Annotated in this window: 14 protein-coding genes and 1 pseudogene; 8 read left to right on the forward strand and 7 right to left on the reverse strand. The window is 69.4% G+C overall.

What is annotated here, in order from left to right:
* Positions 1 to 52: 52 nt before the first annotated feature.
* From R9B84_RS29110 to ypfJ, 3 genes are all read right to left on the reverse strand, one after another.
* Positions 53 to 1,555 carry an aldehyde dehydrogenase family protein gene (locus R9B84_RS29110; protein WP_423763407.1) on the reverse strand — a complete coding sequence of 501 codons (1,503 nt, stop codon included), beginning with the start codon at positions 1,553 to 1,555 and terminating at the stop codon, positions 53 to 55.
* A 115-nt stretch (positions 1,556 to 1,670) separates the two neighbouring features.
* Positions 1,671 to 2,399, reverse strand: coding sequence for a response regulator transcription factor (locus R9B84_RS29115; protein ID WP_423763408.1), 729 nt, complete (start codon positions 2,397 to 2,399; stop codon positions 1,671 to 1,673).
* Positions 2,400 to 2,764: 365 nt separating this feature from the next.
* Complete coding sequence (ypfJ, locus tag R9B84_RS29120; RefSeq protein WP_423763409.1) at positions 2,765 to 3,646, reverse strand: KPN_02809 family neutral zinc metallopeptidase; 882 nt, start codon at positions 3,644 to 3,646, stop codon at positions 2,765 to 2,767.
* Positions 3,647 to 4,049: 403 nt separating this feature from the next.
* Between ypfJ and R9B84_RS29125 the strand changes: the two genes are divergently transcribed.
* From R9B84_RS29125 to R9B84_RS29145, 5 genes are all read left to right on the forward strand, one after another.
* A complete protein-coding gene (locus tag R9B84_RS29125; RefSeq protein WP_423763410.1) occupies positions 4,050 to 4,841 on the forward strand; it encodes an SDR family NAD(P)-dependent oxidoreductase in 792 nt (263 codons plus the stop codon).
* 196 nt (positions 4,842 to 5,037) lie between these two features.
* The gene (locus tag R9B84_RS29130) at positions 5,038 to 6,084 is read left to right on the forward strand and encodes a LysR family transcriptional regulator (protein WP_423763411.1); all 1,047 of its coding nucleotides are present in this window, start codon (positions 5,038 to 5,040) and stop codon (positions 6,082 to 6,084) included.
* 101 nt (positions 6,085 to 6,185) lie between these two features.
* Complete coding sequence (locus R9B84_RS29135) at positions 6,186 to 6,872, forward strand: hypothetical protein (protein WP_423763412.1); 687 nt, start codon at positions 6,186 to 6,188, stop codon at positions 6,870 to 6,872.
* 77 nt (positions 6,873 to 6,949) lie between these two features.
* Positions 6,950 to 8,269, forward strand: a complete 1,320-nt coding sequence (locus tag R9B84_RS29140) for an MFS transporter (RefSeq protein ID WP_423763413.1) — start codon at positions 6,950 to 6,952, stop codon at positions 8,267 to 8,269.
* A gap of 48 nt (positions 8,270 to 8,317) precedes the next feature.
* Positions 8,318 to 9,019 (forward strand): DUF2848 domain-containing protein, encoded by a 702-nt coding sequence (locus R9B84_RS29145; RefSeq protein WP_423763414.1) that lies wholly within the window; start codon positions 8,318 to 8,320, stop codon positions 9,017 to 9,019.
* A 350-nt stretch (positions 9,020 to 9,369) separates the two neighbouring features.
* On the opposite strand, the gene R9B84_RS29150 is transcribed toward R9B84_RS29145, so the two are convergent.
* A complete protein-coding gene (locus R9B84_RS29150) occupies positions 9,370 to 10,350 on the reverse strand; it encodes an NAD-dependent epimerase/dehydratase family protein (RefSeq protein WP_423763415.1) in 981 nt (326 codons plus the stop codon).
* Positions 10,351 to 10,448: 98 nt separating this feature from the next.
* Here R9B84_RS29150 and R9B84_RS29155 point away from each other — a divergent pair, with 98 nt between their 5' ends.
* Positions 10,449 to 11,351 carry a LysR family transcriptional regulator gene (locus tag R9B84_RS29155; protein WP_423763416.1) on the forward strand — a complete coding sequence of 301 codons (903 nt, stop codon included), beginning with the start codon at positions 10,449 to 10,451 and terminating at the stop codon, positions 11,349 to 11,351.
* A gap of 38 nt (positions 11,352 to 11,389) precedes the next feature.
* On the opposite strand, the gene R9B84_RS29160 is transcribed toward R9B84_RS29155, so the two are convergent.
* Both R9B84_RS29160 and R9B84_RS29165 read right to left on the reverse strand, forming a co-directional pair.
* Positions 11,390 to 11,710, reverse strand: coding sequence for a DUF7660 family protein (locus R9B84_RS29160; protein ID WP_423763417.1), 321 nt, complete (start codon positions 11,708 to 11,710; stop codon positions 11,390 to 11,392).
* Positions 11,711 to 11,769: 59 nt separating this feature from the next.
* Entirely contained in the window at positions 11,770 to 12,642 is an 873-nt protein-coding gene (locus R9B84_RS29165; protein WP_423763418.1) for a LysR family transcriptional regulator, read from the reverse strand.
* Between the two features lie 147 nt (positions 12,643 to 12,789).
* Between R9B84_RS29165 and R9B84_RS29170 the strand changes: the two genes are divergently transcribed.
* Positions 12,790 to 14,250: an MFS transporter gene (locus tag R9B84_RS29170; protein WP_423763419.1), complete on the forward strand. Its 1,461-nt coding sequence runs from the start codon at positions 12,790 to 12,792 to the stop codon at positions 14,248 to 14,250.
* Positions 14,251 to 14,326: 76 nt separating this feature from the next.
* Here R9B84_RS29170 and R9B84_RS29175 read toward each other — a convergent pair whose 3' ends face one another.
* The gene (locus R9B84_RS29175; protein WP_423763420.1) at positions 14,327 to 14,524 is read right to left on the reverse strand and encodes an oxidoreductase-like domain-containing protein; all 198 of its coding nucleotides are present in this window, start codon (positions 14,522 to 14,524) and stop codon (positions 14,327 to 14,329) included.
* Between the two features lie 80 nt (positions 14,525 to 14,604).
* Between R9B84_RS29175 and R9B84_RS29180 the strand changes: the two are divergent.
* Positions 14,605 to 14,820: pseudogene (locus R9B84_RS29180) on the forward strand (RidA family protein); the annotation flags it as partial.
* Positions 14,821 to 14,874 lie beyond the last annotated feature (54 nt).

The raw sequence follows: 14,874 nt of genomic DNA on the forward strand, positions 1-14,874 counted from the left end.
ATCGTTTGAACTTGGGTCGTTCGGGTTCGAGGTTCGGGGTTGATGCCGCGCGTCAGTGCGCGATGCAGACGGATTTGGTTTCGGTGAAGCCTTCGATCGCGTACTGGCCGAACTCGCGGCCGATGCCCGATTGCTTGTAGCCGCCGAACGGCATCGACGGGTCGAGCGGGATATGGCAGTTCACCCACACGGTGCCGGCCTCGATCTGCGGCACGAGGTTCATCACGCGCTTCAGGTCGTTGCTCCAGATGCTCGCGGCGAGGCCGTACGGCGACGCGTTCGCGAGGCGCACCGCGTCGGCCGCATCGTCGAACGGCACGACAACGATCACCGGGCCGAACACCTCGTCGCGCACGATCGCGCTGTCCGGATGCGGATCGGCGATCACGGCCGGCTTCACGAAATAGCCGGGCAGGTCGTCGGCCGGCGTGCCGCCCGCGAGGAACGTGAGGCCCGCGCGGCGCGCGCCTTCGATGTGCTGGACGACCTTGTCGCGATGGTGCGCGGAGACGAGCGGGTTGATCTGCGCGGTCGTGTCGAGGCCCGCGCCGAGCTTCATCGACTGCGCGACGCCCGCGAGGCCGTCCGCGAGCTGCGCGAACTTGCTGCGATGCACGTAGATGCGCGACGCGGCCGCGCACACCTGCCCCTGGTTGAAGAACGCGCCGGCGGCGACGCCGTCGAGCGCCTGCGCGACGTCGATGTCGTCGAGCATCACGATCGGGTTCTTGCCGCCGAGTTCGAGCGAGAAGCGCGTCATGTTCTGCACGGCCGCCGCGCCGACCAGCTTGCCGGTCGCGGTCGAGCCCGTGAACGAGATCTTCGCGATCGACGGGTGGCGCGCGAGCGCGGCGCCGCACGTGCGGCCGCCCGTGACGACGTTGAACGCGCCGGGCGGCACGCCGGCTTCGCGCGCGAGTTCGGCGAGGCGCAGCGCGGTGAGCGGCGTTTCCGGCGACGGCTTCAGCACGATCGTGCAGCCGGCCGCGAGCGCGGGAATCAGCTTCCACACCGCGATCATCAGCGGGAAATTCCACGGCACGATCGCGGCGACCACGCCGACGGGTTCCTTGCGCGTATAGGCCGTATAGCGTGCGCCGGGCGGGAACGGGATCGACACGTCGAGTGTCTGGCCGGTGATCTTGGTCGCCCAGCCGGCCATGTAGCGCACGTATTCGACGCTCGCGCCGACCTCGATCGCGCGCGACACGTGGATCGACTTGCCCTGGTTCAGCGTTTCGAGCTGCGCGAGCGTTTCGGTGTCGCGTTCGATCAGGTCGGCGAGTTTCAGCAGGATGCGTTCGCGGTCGGCCGGGCGCAGCCCGCTCCACACGCGCGTGTCGAACGCGTGCTTCGCGCTGGCGACCGCGCGGTCGACGTCGTGCTCGTCGGCGTCCGCGACCGTGGCGAGCCGCTCGCCTGTCGCGGGGTCGTACACGTCGAGTCGAGCAGCCGCGTGCGCGGGCTGCATGTCACCGTCGATGAAGAGGCCGAAATCGCGCGCAACGAAGGTGCGCACGGTGTCGCTGACGGCGACGAAGTTCGTGTTGCTCATGGGCGTCTCGAGGATTGTCGTGGCTGGACCGCGTGCGCGTGGGCACGCGGGCGTCGGACCACTGTATCGAGCGAGGCGGGCGCGCAGTTAGCGCAAATTGGCAGGGCGTGGGGAGTTACAGGAACAACGCCCCGACCAGTTCGGTGCGGTTCGACACGCCGAGCTTGCGGTACATGCGCATCAGGTGCGTCTTGACGGTCGGTTGGCCCAGCGCGAGATCGCGCGCGATCTCCTTGTTCGAACGGCCGTCGCGCACGAGGCGCGCGATCTGTTCCTCGCGGTAGGTCAGCCGTTCCTCGCAACCGATCCGGTGAATCCCGCGCCGCGCGCGCAGCAGCGGGCTCAGCGCGGCTTCGGCGACAGGCTGCAGCCGGGCGAGCGCGTCGATCTCGCCGGGCGCGAACCGGCCCGCCGTGCTGTTCCCGGCCGCACCTCCGCCTGCTTCATCGGTGCCGAAGCGCAGCAACGAGAACGCGCCGACCGTGCGGCCCGCGTCGCGCAGCCAGATCTCGACGACATCGGCCACGTCGTGCCGCCGCAGGAAACGGGTCCAGTACGCGGACGCCTCGCGTCTTTCGTCAGGCAATTGGGACGCCAGCGTGACGACCGCGCATTCCCCTGCCGCGCAACGCGACGGATGCAGCGGATCGAGCATCCGGTAGCGCGCGACATAGGTGCGATGCATCGATTCCGACATCCCGAACAGCTCGAAATCGGCCGGTTCGCCGCTCTGGTCGAGCCGGTAGAACACGATCGCGGACGGGCTCGCGAACGCGTCGAACGCGTCCACGCACGCGCGCAGCGCGCGTTGCCAGTCGGCGGCGGGAACGGATGGGGTCGGCATGGTGGAGTCGGCTGGCGGGCGAACGCGTCGAAGTTCGGGCCAGCCTACCGGCGCCGAAAAGCGCCGGTGAGCACAAATCGGCAAATCGTCCCGGTTCAGCCGGTGTGGCCGGCCGGGTTGGCAGTTCGGCAGTTCGGCAGTTCGGCAGTTCGGCAGTTCGGCAGTTCGGCAGTTCGGCAGTTCGGCAGTTCGGCAGTTCGGCAGTTCGGCAGTTCGGCAGTTCGGCAGTTCGGCAGTTCGGCAGTTCGGCAGTTCGGCAGTTCGGCAGTTCGGCAGTTCGGCAGTTCGGCAGTTCGGCAGTTCGGCAGTTCGGCGGTTCGGCGGTTCGGCCCAGCCGACACGGGCGCGACGTTGCGCGCCCTCTGTCAGCGCGCGTTCGCGGCGAACGTGTCGCAGGCGCTCACCTCGCCCGCCTCCATCCCGCGCCGCAGCCAATACACGCGCTGGTCGCTGCTGCCGTGCGTAAAGCTTTCCGGCACGACATAACCCTGCCCTTGCTGCTGCAGCCGATCGTCGCCGATCGCGGCCGCCGCCTTCAGCCCCTGTTCGAAATCGCCGGGTTCCATCAGCCGCTGGTTCGCACGCTGCGCATTGTTCGCCCACACGCCGGCGAAGCAATCGGCCTGCAGTTCCATCCGCACCGACAGCGCGTTCGAGCGCGCCTGGCTCGAACGCCTGCGCGCGGCGTCGACCTTGTCGGAAATGCCGAGCAGGTTCTGCACGTGATGGCCGACTTCGTGCGCGATCACGTAAGCCTGCGCGAAATCGCCGCCCGCACCGAAGCGCTTGCGCAGTTCGTCGTAGAAGCCGAGATCGATATAGACCTTGCGGTCGGCCGGACAGTAGAACGGCCCCATCGCCGTCTGGCCCGTGCCGCATGCGGTCGGTGTCGAGTTCGTGAACATCACGAGCTTCGGCGGCTCGTACTGCGCATGCAGCTGCGTGTTGAACACGCCCGTCCACGTGCGCTCGATATTGCCGAGCACCTTGCGCGTAAACACCGAGCCCGGATCGTTCGCCGGCGCGCCCTGGCGTTGCGTCGGCGCAGGCTGCGCCTGCTGCTGGCGGCCCTGCAGCGCCGACGCGCCTTCGAGCACCACGCGCGGGTCGATCCCGAAGAAATACGACGCGGCCAGCGCGACCACGATCGTGCCGATGCCGATCGTCGCGCCGCGTCCGCCACCGAAACCGCCGGCGCCGCGGCGATCCTCGACGTTCATGCTTTCTCTTTCGTCGTCCAGCCTCATAACCGGCCCTCCCTGTTCTTGTCGATGGTCCGGCCGCGCCAGCGCGCAACCGGAAGACACGCCGTGGCGACACGATCCATCGGCAGACACGATGCCTGCGCATCGGGCGCATGCTCGCACCGATATCGCCGGCCCGCCGCTCCGCACGCACGCCGGAATCGGCCGGCCGATGCGCTGCGCATCGATGCACGCGCTCGCCCGCGCTATTTTGCCGGGCTTTCGTGACTTATCCCAAAAATGTGGAGGATAGAGCGATTCGGCGCCGGACATCGTCAGCTTTTGCAAAATGGGCCACGCCTGTTCCTGCCGGGCGGACGCCGTCCGCGTTCATCCTTTCGGCTGATACCGGCGTTTGCCGGCGCCGCATAAAGTGACCGGAAACGACACCCTTCCGGAGAACGACATGACGCACCCGCAACCCCGCACGATCGCGATCACCGGCGCGGGCACCGGCATCGGCGCCGCGTGCGCGCGCCGCTTCGCCAGTCGCGGCGACCGCGTCGTGCTGATCGGGCGGCGTCAGGCGCCGCTCGACGCGCTGGCCGCCGAAACGGGCGGCCTCGCGCTCGCCGGCGACGCCGCGCGCACCGCCGACTGGGCCGGCTTCCTGCCGCGGATCGCCGAACGCTTCGGCCGCGTCGACGCGCTCGTCGCATGCGCGGGCGGCCACGGCGTCGGCCGCGCGGACGAAACCGACGACGCGCAGTGGCGCGACGCGATGCACGCAAACCTCGACACCGCATTCGTCAGCGCGCGTGCGTGCGTGCCCGACCTGATTGCGCAGCGCGGCAGCATCGTGCTGGTCGCGTCGATCGCGGCGCTCGCGGCCGGGCCCGGCGTGTGCGGCTACACAGTCGGCAAGCACGCGCTGCTCGGGCTCGCGCGGTCGCTCGCGCGCGACTACGGCCCGCACGGCGTGCGGGCAAACGCCGTCTGTCCGGGCTGGGTCCGCACGCCGATGGCCGACGCTGAAATGGAACCGCTGATGGCCGCGCACGGCGACACGCTCGACGGTGCGTACGCACGCGTCAGCGCCGACGTGCCGCTGCGGCGCGCGGCCGATCCGGACGAAATCGCGGCCGTCTGCGCGTTCCTCGCGTCGCCGGATGCATCGTTCGTGACCGGTGCGACGCTCGTCGCGGACGGCGGTGCGATGGTCGTCGACGTGCCGACACTCGCGTTCGACAAGCTTTGATGCGCGGGAATACGCCGCCCGCGCGACGCGTCGCTGCGGGCGGTGTGCCGCACACGTCCTCCGGCACTCTGCCGCCCGTCCCGACGCCTGCAACGGCACGCTCACCGCACCGTCCGCTCGTTTCCCGCCCCGAAAATCCGCTACCATCGACCGATCCCGCCGCCTGCCCCGGCACCGCCTTACCGATCGAACGTCGATGAACATCCGGTTTCTTGAAACCTTCGTCTGGCTCGCGAAGCTGGAAAACTTCCGGCTGACCGCCGAAAAACTGCACACGACACAAGCCGCCGTGTCGAGCCGCATCGCGTCGCTCGAAGAGGCCTTCGACGTGCGCCTGTTCGACCGCAACACGCGCTCGGCCACGCTCACGCCCGCGGGCCGGCGCATGCTGGCCTATGCAGAGCGGATCGTGCGGCTCGACGGCGAAATGCGGCGTGACATCGACGCAGCGAGCGATGCCGGCCTGATCCGCATCGGCGTGATCGAATCGATCGTGCATAGCTGGTTCCCGGCGCTGATGGCGCAACTGCGCGAGCGCTATCCGCGGCTCGACGTCGAGATCACGAGCGACACGACGCTGCACCTGATCCGCCTGCTCAGCACCGACGGCGTCGACCTGATCCTGCAGACCGACCCGGTGCCGGGCCCCGACTTCACCAACCTGCCGCTGTGCGAATTCCCGGTGCGCTGGGCCGCAAGCCCGCGCCTCGGGCTCGGCGGCCAGCCGCTCGACGTCGCGCGCCTCGCGGAATTCCCGATCATCAGCTTCTCGCGCCACTCGGGGCCGCACGCGACGATCGAGCGGTTGTTCGCAGCGGTCGAGCGGCCGGCCAGCATCAACTGCATCACGTCGGTCGCCGCGATGATCCGCCTCGTCGCCGACGGCCTCGGCGTGGCCGCGCTGCCGCCCGCGATCATCGGGCGCGAGCTGCACGAAGGCGCGCTCGAACTGCTCGACGTCGAGCCCGAATTCCCCGCGCTGCCGCTCGTCGCGACGTACCGCAGCCAGGGCCTGCCGGTCGCCGCGCGCATCGCGGAACTGGCAAGCGAAGTCGCACGCGCGATGGCCGCCGCCGCGAGCGTCGCGAAGCCGGCCGCACCGGCCAGCCCCGAACCCGTCGACGCATCGCGCGCCCGTACTGTGGCCAAAACAAAGACACATACGAAGACAACAGCAAAGCGCACGACACCATCCGCGCCGCCCGCCGCCGCCCCGGCAAAACGCCGCCCGCGCCGCTCATAAGAAAACCTGTTCACCGCGAATTTGTTTTCTTGTTGGACGGGCGCGGCCCGTCTTCGGGAAACTGCGGTTCCTGACCTCTCCCCGTCACGAGGAACCCCGCGATGACCCGCCTTTCCCTTCCGCACGGCCAGCTTTGCGTCTGGACGGATATCGACCCCGCGCACGAAGCCGATTTCAACGCGTGGTACGACCGCGAGCACATGCAGGAACGTGTCGCGATTCCCGGCTTCACGCACGCACGGCGCTTTCGCGCGACCGACGGCGGCCCGCGTCAATACCTCGCGCTGTACGTGACGGACGCACTCGACGTGTTCCGTAGCGACGCATACCGGCGCGCGTTCACGCAACAGACCGCGTGGTCGCTCGCGAACTTCGAACGGATGACGGGCACGCAGCGGCGCGTCGGCGAACTGGCGATCGAAGCCGGCGACGGCGAAGGTGCGCATCTCGCGCTGTTCGTGCTGCCGCCGGAGCGCATCGACGTGCCGCCACTACGCGAGCGCTTCGACGCCGCACTGCAGGAACCCGGCATCCACGCCGCGCGGCTCTTCCGCACCGCGCCCGACCTGTCCGCGCCGATCGGCGCAGATGCAGCCGCCCGCCCGGCCGCCGATGCGCTCGTGCTGATCGAAGGCAGCGACGCGGCAGCGACGCGCCGCGTGGCCGCCGCGCTCGCCGGGCACGACGACGTGCGCACCTTCGACCTGCTGTGGCGCGCCGCCGCGCCGCTGCCGGTTGCGCGCCGCGCCACCGATGCGGAACCGGCCGCCGCCGCACTGCCTGCCTGAACGCCGACGCCGGCCGCGCTGCTTCCGCACGCGGCCGACGCGTCGGCCCCGCGCCTGATCCCGTTCTCCGTCACGACATGCCCGATACCATGAGCACTCTCGCCCAGCCCGCCGTCCACGCGCCCCGCCGCGTCCGCAACAGCCGACTCGCGACCGCGAGCATGATCGGCACGTCGCTCGAGTGGTACGACTTCACGATCTACAACACGCTCGCCGCGCTCGTCTTCAACCACCTGTTCTTCCCGTCGGTCGATCCGCTGGCCGGCACGATCCTCGCGTTCTCGACCTATGCGGTCGGCTACGTGTCGCGCCCGCTCGGCGGTTTCGTGTTCGGCAATCTCGGCGACCGCATCGGCCGCCGCGCGGTGCTGATGCTCACGCTCGTGCTGATGGGCGTGACGACCGCGCTGATGGGTGCGCTGCCGACCTATGCGCAGGCCGGCATCCTCAGCCCGATCCTGCTCGTCGCGCTGCGCTTCGTGCAGGGCGTCGCGCTCGGCGGCGAATGGGCCGGCGCGGTGCTGCTGTCGGTCGAGCATGGCGACCAGAACCGGCGCGGGCTGTCCGCGTCGTGGACGCAGATGGGCCCGTCGTTCGGCACGCTGCTCGGCACCGGCTGCATCGCGCTCGTGACGCTGTCGACCACGTCCGCGAACTTCCTGTCGTGGGGCTGGCGCGTGCCGTTCGCGGCCAGCGCGCTGCTCGTCGTGTTCGGCTTCTGGCTGCGGCGCGGCGTCGACGAAACGCCGCAGTTCGAGCAGCTCGCCGAATCGCACGCGACCGCCGAGGTGCCCGTCGCCGACGTGCTGAAGGTCCACTGGCGGCGCCTGCTGATCGCGGGCGGCGCGCGGATCGGCTCGGACGTGCTGTATGCGCTGATCGTCGTGTTCACGCTGACCTACGTGACGACCGTGCTGCACCTGTCGCGCCCCGTCGCGCTGACGGCCGTGATGGTCGGCACGGCCTGCAACGCGCTCGCGGTGCCGTTCTTCGGCGCGCTGTCGGACCGCTTCGGCCGCCGCCCCGTGTATCTCGCCGGCGCGATCGCCGGCATCGTGTGGGCGTTCGCGTTCTTCGTGCTGCTCGATTCGGCACGCCCCGGCGCGATCGTCGCGGCCGTCGCGATCGGTCTCGTGATCCATGCGGTGATGTATGGCCCGCAGGGCGCGTTCGTGACCGAACAGTTCCCGACGCGCGTGCGCTATGCGGGTTCGTCGCTGGCCTACACGCTCGCCGGCATCGTCGGCGGCGGCTTCGCGCCGCTCGTGATCGCCACGCTGTTCCGGCAAACGGGTACGACCACCGCCGTGTCGCTGTACGTCACCGCAGCGCTCGTCGTCACGTCGATCGCACTCGTCGCCGCGCGCGAGACCGCGCACCGGCCGCTCGCGGATTGAGCGTCGCCGCAGCCGATTCATTCCTTCGCACTTCAAACGGATATCCGCATGCAAGCCCTGTCGTTCAACGTGATTTCCCTGCAACGCGCGCCGGCCGCCGTCGACGTCGAGATCGAGCGCGTCGTGATTGCCGGCTGGGCCGGCCGCGATCCGGCAGCGATCCGCGCGCACATCGACGAACTCGCGGCGCTCGGCGTCGCGCCGCCGTCGACCACGCCATGCTTCTATCGCGTGTCGTCCGCACTGCTGACGCAGGCGCCGTCGATCGGCGTACTCGGCGCACGCTCGGGCGGCGAGATCGAATGCGTACTGGTCGACAGCCCGGCCGGCACGCTGGTCACGGTCGGCTCCGATCATACGGATCGCGAAGTCGAGGCGTACGGCGTCGCGGTGTCGAAGCAGGTGTGCGCGAAACCGCTCGGGTGCGATGCGTGGCTTCATGCGGAAGTCGCCGATCACTGGGATGCGATCGAGATGCGCTCGTGGTTGATCGCGCGTGGCGGCGAACGGGTTGCGTACCAGCACGGTGCGGTCAGCGGCCTGCTCGCGCCTGCCGCGCTGTGGCAACGCTTCGACGACCGTCGCACGATGCCCGCGCGCTGCGCGATGTATGGCGGCACCGTCGCCGTGCACGGCGCGATCGCGGCAATGGGCGACGGCGACGCATTCGAGATGGAACTGCACGACCCGGTGCTCGGGCGCAGCATTCGGCACCGGTATGCGGTCGAGGTGTTGCCGGTCGTAGCGTAACGGACAGCGGGAAACCGCACGGGACGCGGGCGCGGCGGCTTTCAGTCGTCGCGCCTGTTCCTACCTGTACGACTCAAAGCAGTGGTAGTCCGGGAAGTTGAACTGCGAGTTGACGCAGGACAGCACATCTGCCAGGTTGGTACATCCACTCAATGTGAACATGATTGCTCCCGCAACCGACATTTTCCATCCGAAATACCACATCGCCCCCCCGTTTTCGCATTTTCGGTGTTGACCGACATGATGCGCATCGGACGCGCGCGGGTATGTGGAGAATTGTTGTCCCGGCGTTCTTCAATTCGCGATGACGCTTTCCCGTGCCCGGGCGTAGCCGTGGCACGGGCCCTGGCTCACTTGAGACACCCCAGCCCCGCCAGCGTCGCCTCCACTGCCGTATCGAGCGGCGTCAACGGCTCGCGGCCGAGCACCGCCGTCACCCGTGCGTTGTCCATCCGGAGCGGCTCGCGCCACAGGTAGCGCATCTCCAGCATCTCGCGCAGCGTCGTGACGAACGGCGCCGCGGCCCACACGAGCCACCACGGAAAGCGCCGCACCGCCGGTCGCATCCCGTGCCGCTGCGCGACGCGACAGATGGCCTCGGCCATCTGCGTGCCGTCCGCATCCCAATGCCCGCCGAGATGAAAGCGCGCAAACGGCTCCAGCGTGTCGCGCCGCTCGATCAGCTCGACCATCGTGCGCGCGACGTCCGGCAGATACGCCCACTGATGGCCAACGCCCGGCCGCCCCGGCACGCTGATGGTCGACACGGGCCGCCCGGCCTTGATCAGCCCCTGCGCAAACCAGTTGTTGCCGGCACGCACTCCGAAGAAATCGCCCGCGCGCACGATGATTGTCCGAACGCCCTGCGCGGTCGCTTCCTGCAGCCGCCGCTCCAGTTCGACACGGATCGCGCCCTTGCGGGTCGTCGGATGCTGCGGCGCGTCTTCGCGCAGCACCGGAAACGCGTCGGCGCCGTAGTTGTAGACCGTGCCGGGCAGCACGACGGTCGCCTGCGCCACCGTCGCGGCCGCGATCGTGTTGTCGATCATCGGCAGCACCTGCGTCGGCCAGTTCCGGTAGCCGGGCGGGTTCACTGCGTGCACGATCACGCTGCAGCCACGCGCGGCCCGCACCACCGCCTCGCGATCCAGCGCATCGCCGCGTATCCACGTCATCCCGTCACGCTCCACGACATCGGCATCGAGCCCGCGCTTGAGCGCGCGCACCTGCCAGCCGGCATCGCGCAACTGCCGCGCGACTTCCCCGCCAATCCCGCCGCTCGCGCCGAGCACGAGTGCCTGTCGTTGCGTCCCGCCTGCGTTCGTCGTCATAACCGCTCTCCTTGAATGAACCGTCGTGAGATGCATTCTGGCGTGCCAACGGCTAACAAGGAATTGCCTAACCCAGCAGATCAGCTATACATTTATGCATGACCACCGATCTGAACTGGGAACGCTACCGCACCTTCCTCGCGGTGCTGACGGAAGGCTCGTTGTCCGGCGCGGCGCGCGCGCTCGGCATCACGCAGCCGACGGCCGGCCGCCACGTTGCAGCGCTCGAAGCCGCCTTCGGCCAGACGCTGTTCACGCGCTCGCCGTCGGGCCTGCTGCCGACCGAGGCGGCACTCGCGCTGCGCGGCCATGCGGAGGCGCTGCGCAGCGCGGCGGCCGCGTTCGAGCGCGCGGCCGCGAGCCACGGCGCCGGCGTGCGCGGCACCGTGCGGATTTCGGCCAGCGACGTGATCGCCGTCGAGGTGCTGCCGCCCATGCTCGCGCAATTGCGGCGCGACCATCCGGGGCTCGTCATCGAACTGGTGCCGACCGACCGCATCCAGGACGTGCTGAACCGCGAAGCCGACATCGCGGTGCGAATGGCGCCGCCTGCGCAGGACGCGCTCGTCGCGCGGCGCGTCGGCGCGATCGAAGTCGGGATGTATGCACGCGACGACTACGTGGCGCGCAACGGTACGCCCGCGACGGTCGACGAACTCGCGCATCACGCGCTGATCGGCTTCGATACCGTCACGCCGTTCATCCGCTCGGCGGGGCGCGGAATGCCGCTGTGGAATCGCGATGCGTTCGCGCTGCGCACCGACAGCAACCTCGCGCAACTCGCGATGATCCGCGCGGGCTACGGCATCGGCTTCTGCCAGACGGGGCTCGCGCAACGCGACGCGCGGCTCGTGCGCGTGCTGCCGGACGGGCCCGCGATGAAGCTGGAAACCTGGATCGTGATGCACGAGGACCTGCGGACGAGCCCGCGCTGCCGGGCCGTGTTCGATGCGCTGGCGGACGGGCTGCGTGCGTATGCCGACGGAGAAGCCGCCGAGTAGAAGGCACGCAGCGGCATGCGCGAATCGCCCGGACGGGACTACTCGTAGATTTTCCCGGCGAACAGGATGTCCGCCATGCGCCGCCACGGATTGTCGGGCACGTCGTAGAAGCGCAGCCCTTCCTCCGACGCTTCGGCCCACTCGACCATTGCCTCCAGGTACTCGCCGATCGAGCGGTTTTCCCAGCCGAGTGCGGCGCGCGCGTAAGGCGACGGCGGCAGGTCGGCCTCGAGCTGCCGCTCCGTGTTCCAGTCATGGCCGAGCACGCGCAGGAAATGGATCAGCGAGCGCTCGTCGACCACCCGCTCCAGCGCGTCCTGCAGCCTGTCGGCCATCTGGCGTTTCAGTTCGTCGTTCATGCGTAGGCCCCCTACTGCTGCTCTCGAATGCGCGCCGCTGCGTGTCGCGCGGCGCGTTTTTACATCAGCAATTGCCGCGACAGCACCTCGCGCGCCTGCGTGACGGTCTCGCGTTCGCCCGGCATCGGCGGCGTCAGCGAAAACACCGCGTCGGGCAGCGGCGGCAGACGGTATTTCGCGCCGAGCCGCATCATGCCGTCGCCGACCGCCGACGCGCAGAGACAGCCGACACCGAGCCCCGCCGCGAGCATCGACTGCAGCCCCGCGACGCCCGACGCGCTGTGCACGAGCACGTACGGCGTGTGCTGTTCGTCGAGCGAGCGCACCGCGATCTGATGCATCATGCAGTCGTCCGGCAGCAGCACGAGCGGCAACGGCTCGGGCAACTGCTCGGCGAGCGCCGGCGATGCGACCCACGACAGCGGCTCGCGCCGCAACACCCAGCGCGTATCGGCCGACGCCGGCCGGAACGGCCCGCTCGACAGATGCATCACGACGCCGAGATCGATCTGCCCCCTCGCGTGCGCCGCCTCGATGTCCGCGCTCTTCATCGCGCTCACGTGCAGACTCAGTTGCGGGTAGCACTCCCGCAACCGCGCCAGCATGCCCGCGACTTCGTTCGTCCGGTAGTAGTCGGTGATCGCGACACGCAGCTCACCCTTGATCGCCTGCCCGCGCAGCTCGTCGAACGCGGCCTCGTTCAGCGCGACGATGCGCCGTGCGTGCTGCAGCAACCGCGTGCCGGCCGGCGTCGGCTCGACGCCGCGCTTGCTGCGCACGAACAGCGGCACGCCGGCACGCACTTCGAGCTTGCGCACCTGCTCGCTGACCGTCGACTGCGACAGGTGCAGCAGCGGCGCGGCGGCCGTCAGGCTGCCGGCATCCGCGACCGCCGCAAAAGTGCGTAACTGGTCCAGGTCGAAACCGCGCATCGCCATCCTCCATCCATCGAATAATCCGATGGATGCTACCACTCTTTCCCGCTTTTCCGATTCATCTACCGCACCCAGAATACGGGGTCAATGGCCGGCCTGCACCGCTCGCGCATACGGCCCTCATTCTCTTCGGACCCTTCGTTCATGACGAACCCCACCCTTGCCCCCTGCGCGCCGGCCGGCGCGGCTGCCGCGGCGACGCCGCGCAGCCATCACGGCTGGGCGCTCGTGGTCCTGCTGGTCGGCGCCATTCTGCCGCCGCTCGACTACTTCATCGTGAATCTCGCGCTGCCGGCCATCCGCGACGGCATCGGTGCGCGCCCGGCCGAACTCCAGCTCGTCGTGTCGGCCTATGCATGCGCGAGCGCGGTCGTGCAGATCACGGGCGGCCGCCTCGGCGACCTGTACGGCCGCAAGCGCATGTTCATGCTGGGCATGGCCGGCTTCGTGCTCGCGTCGACGCTGTGCGGGCTCGCCGGCAGCGGTGCGGTGCTCGTCGGCGGCCGCGTGCTGCAGGGCCTGTTCGCGGCGATCCTCGCGCCGCAGGTGCTCGCGACGATCCGCAGCGTGTTCAGCCCGCAGGAACAGGTGCGCGTGATGGGCTTCTACGGGTTCGCGTTCGGCCTCGCGGCCGTGATCGGCCAGCTCGGCGGCGGCGCACTGATCAGCCTGCATCCGTTCGGGCTCGGCTGGCGCGCGATCTTCCTGGTCAATCTGCCGATCGGCATCCTCGCGCTGGTCGGAAGCTGGCGCTTCATCCCGGAAAACCGGCCGCCGCGCGGCCAGCGCATCGACGTGCCGGGCACCGTGCTGATGTCGCTGTTCCTGCTGATGCTCGTGTATCCACTCACGCAGGGCCGCGAGGCCGGCTGGCCGCTGTGGATGATCGCGTGCGTCGTCGGCGCGCTGCCGATGCTCGGCGCGCTGCTGGTGGTCGAAGCGCGCAGGCTCGCCCGCGGCCGCGATCCGCTGCTCGACGTGCGCCTGTTCCGCAACCCGGTCGTCGCGCTCGGGCTCTTGCTCGCGTTCCTGTTCTACACGCTGAGCGCGTTCTTCCTGAGCTACGGGATCTATCTGCAGGGCTGCCTGAACTGGTCGCCGCTCGCGTCCGGGTTCGCGATCCTGCCGCTCGGGCTCGGCTTTCTCGCTAGCCCGCTGCTGATGCCGCGCCTCGTCGGCCGGTTCGGCGGTCATCGCGTGCTGACGCTCGGCTTCGTCATGCTCGCGGCCGGCGTCGCGACCGCCGCCGCGCTCGCCCGCGAAGGCGCGCCCGGGCCCGGCTTCTACGCAGGCATCGCGGCGATCGGCATCGGGCAAGGGCTCGTGCTGCCGTCGGTCGTGCGGATCGTGCTCGCGGAAGTCGACGCGGCCCGCGCGGGCGTCGCGTCAGGCATGGTCAGCGCGATGCTGCAGATCGGCGCGGCCGTCGGCGCCGCGACGATCGGCGGCGTGTTCTTCGCGCGGCTCGGCATGCATCCGGCCGCGGTGGACTACGTGCAGGGGTTCCGGACGTCGATGTTCACGCTGACGGTCGTATTGCTTGCGTGCATCGCGCTATCGACGGCACTCGGGCCGCTGCATCGGCGGCTGCATGCGGGCGCGTGACGCGGGACGGCGATCGCACCGCAGGCAGGACCCGAAGCGGGAACGGCGAATGCGCGGCCGCTCGCCGGCATCCGGCTCACCGGTGTTGTTTGCGTTGCGCGTGCCGCGCTTCCCACTCGGCCAGTTCGATGCGATAGCGCGCGAGCGCGTCGTCATACAGATCGAAAACGCACGGTGAGCAGCCGCTGTTGCAGCAGTCTTCCAGTTCAGGCTGTTCGGGCGGGGTCGGACGGGGATCGTCGGCGGACGGATCGGTGGGGGCAGGCGTGGGCACGGCGAAGATCGAATGACGAGGAACGTCCACCAGTATAAGTGGATGCCGCCCGGCCTGCCCGGCAGCGTCACATCCGTCCGCAGGTGCGCGATGTGATCTCGCTGGTCCACTACGCGACCGACATCGATGCGTTCATGCAGGCCGGCGATATCCGCAAGGCCTGCTTCGCCGAGCCCTATCCCGTGACGACGACCGTTCAGGTCGAGCGTCTCTACCATCCGGATCCGCTGATCGAGATCACGGCCGTCGCCGAAATTCCGCTGGCGCGGTTTCGCCGACCTTCGCCTCAAGCGTGAATCGCGGCCGTTCCGCGCGGCGTTGCGCGCCGGCCGGGGCACCCCCGGCCAGCA

This window comes from Burkholderia sp. NLJ2 (assembly GCF_049487195.1).
Classification (GTDB): domain Bacteria; phylum Pseudomonadota; class Gammaproteobacteria; order Burkholderiales; family Burkholderiaceae; genus Burkholderia; species Burkholderia pyrrocinia.

What these genes read in the sequence shown, in the direction of transcription:
- R9B84_RS29110 (WP_423763407.1), bottom strand. Translation starts at nt 1,555, where the DNA reads ATGAGCAACACGAACTTCGTCGCCGTCAGCGACACCGTGCGCACCTTC.
- R9B84_RS29115 (WP_423763408.1), bottom strand. Translation starts at nt 2,399, where the DNA reads ATGCCGACCCCATCCGTTCCCGCCGCCGACTGGCAACGCGCGCTGCGC.
- ypfJ (WP_423763409.1), bottom strand. Translation starts at nt 3,646, where the DNA reads ATGAGGCTGGACGACGAAAGAGAAAGCATGAACGTCGAGGATCGCCGC.
- R9B84_RS29125 (WP_423763410.1), top strand. Translation starts at nt 4,050, where the DNA reads ATGACGCACCCGCAACCCCGCACGATCGCGATCACCGGCGCGGGCACC.
- R9B84_RS29130 (WP_423763411.1), top strand. Translation starts at nt 5,038, where the DNA reads ATGAACATCCGGTTTCTTGAAACCTTCGTCTGGCTCGCGAAGCTGGAA.
- R9B84_RS29135 (WP_423763412.1), top strand. Translation starts at nt 6,186, where the DNA reads ATGACCCGCCTTTCCCTTCCGCACGGCCAGCTTTGCGTCTGGACGGAT.
- R9B84_RS29140 (WP_423763413.1), top strand. Translation starts at nt 6,950, where the DNA reads ATGCCCGATACCATGAGCACTCTCGCCCAGCCCGCCGTCCACGCGCCC.
- R9B84_RS29145 (WP_423763414.1), top strand. Translation starts at nt 8,318, where the DNA reads ATGCAAGCCCTGTCGTTCAACGTGATTTCCCTGCAACGCGCGCCGGCC.
- R9B84_RS29150 (WP_423763415.1), bottom strand. Translation starts at nt 10,350, where the DNA reads ATGACGACGAACGCAGGCGGGACGCAACGACAGGCACTCGTGCTCGGC.
- R9B84_RS29155 (WP_423763416.1), top strand. Translation starts at nt 10,449, where the DNA reads ATGACCACCGATCTGAACTGGGAACGCTACCGCACCTTCCTCGCGGTG.
- R9B84_RS29160 (WP_423763417.1), bottom strand. Translation starts at nt 11,710, where the DNA reads ATGAACGACGAACTGAAACGCCAGATGGCCGACAGGCTGCAGGACGCG.
- R9B84_RS29165 (WP_423763418.1), bottom strand. Translation starts at nt 12,642, where the DNA reads ATGCGCGGTTTCGACCTGGACCAGTTACGCACTTTTGCGGCGGTCGCG.
- R9B84_RS29170 (WP_423763419.1), top strand. Translation starts at nt 12,790, where the DNA reads ATGACGAACCCCACCCTTGCCCCCTGCGCGCCGGCCGGCGCGGCTGCC.